The 297-nt window shown below is 47.5% G+C and carries 1 pseudogene; it reads right to left on the bottom strand.

The annotated features are described in order from the left end of the window. Window positions 1–297 (bottom strand): annotated as a pseudogene (locus tag HC176_RS18975) (DNA polymerase III subunit alpha); the annotation flags it as partial.

Genomic DNA, 297 nt, shown 5'->3' on the forward strand with positions numbered 1-297 from the left:
TTTGGGCGGCAAAAAGGTACCGGCATATTGGTGAATGGGCTCCTGTAAAATGGCAATTCCGCCGGAATGTACGCTCAGGTAATTTGGAAAACCGGCGATGAGAGAACTGTAGCGAAAAACCAGCTTCTCCATCTCATCCAGGCTTTTGGGATCAAAATATCCCGAAGACAGTTTGTCGATCTCTGTCTTGGGCAAACCAAAAACTTTCCCCAGCTCCCGTATCACTGCCCGCCGCTTAAAAGTGATATAGGTCGCCAGCAGCGCAGTATGTTCATACCTCCTGAAAATATAATCTGT

Source organism: Tamlana crocina (genome assembly GCF_012037625.1).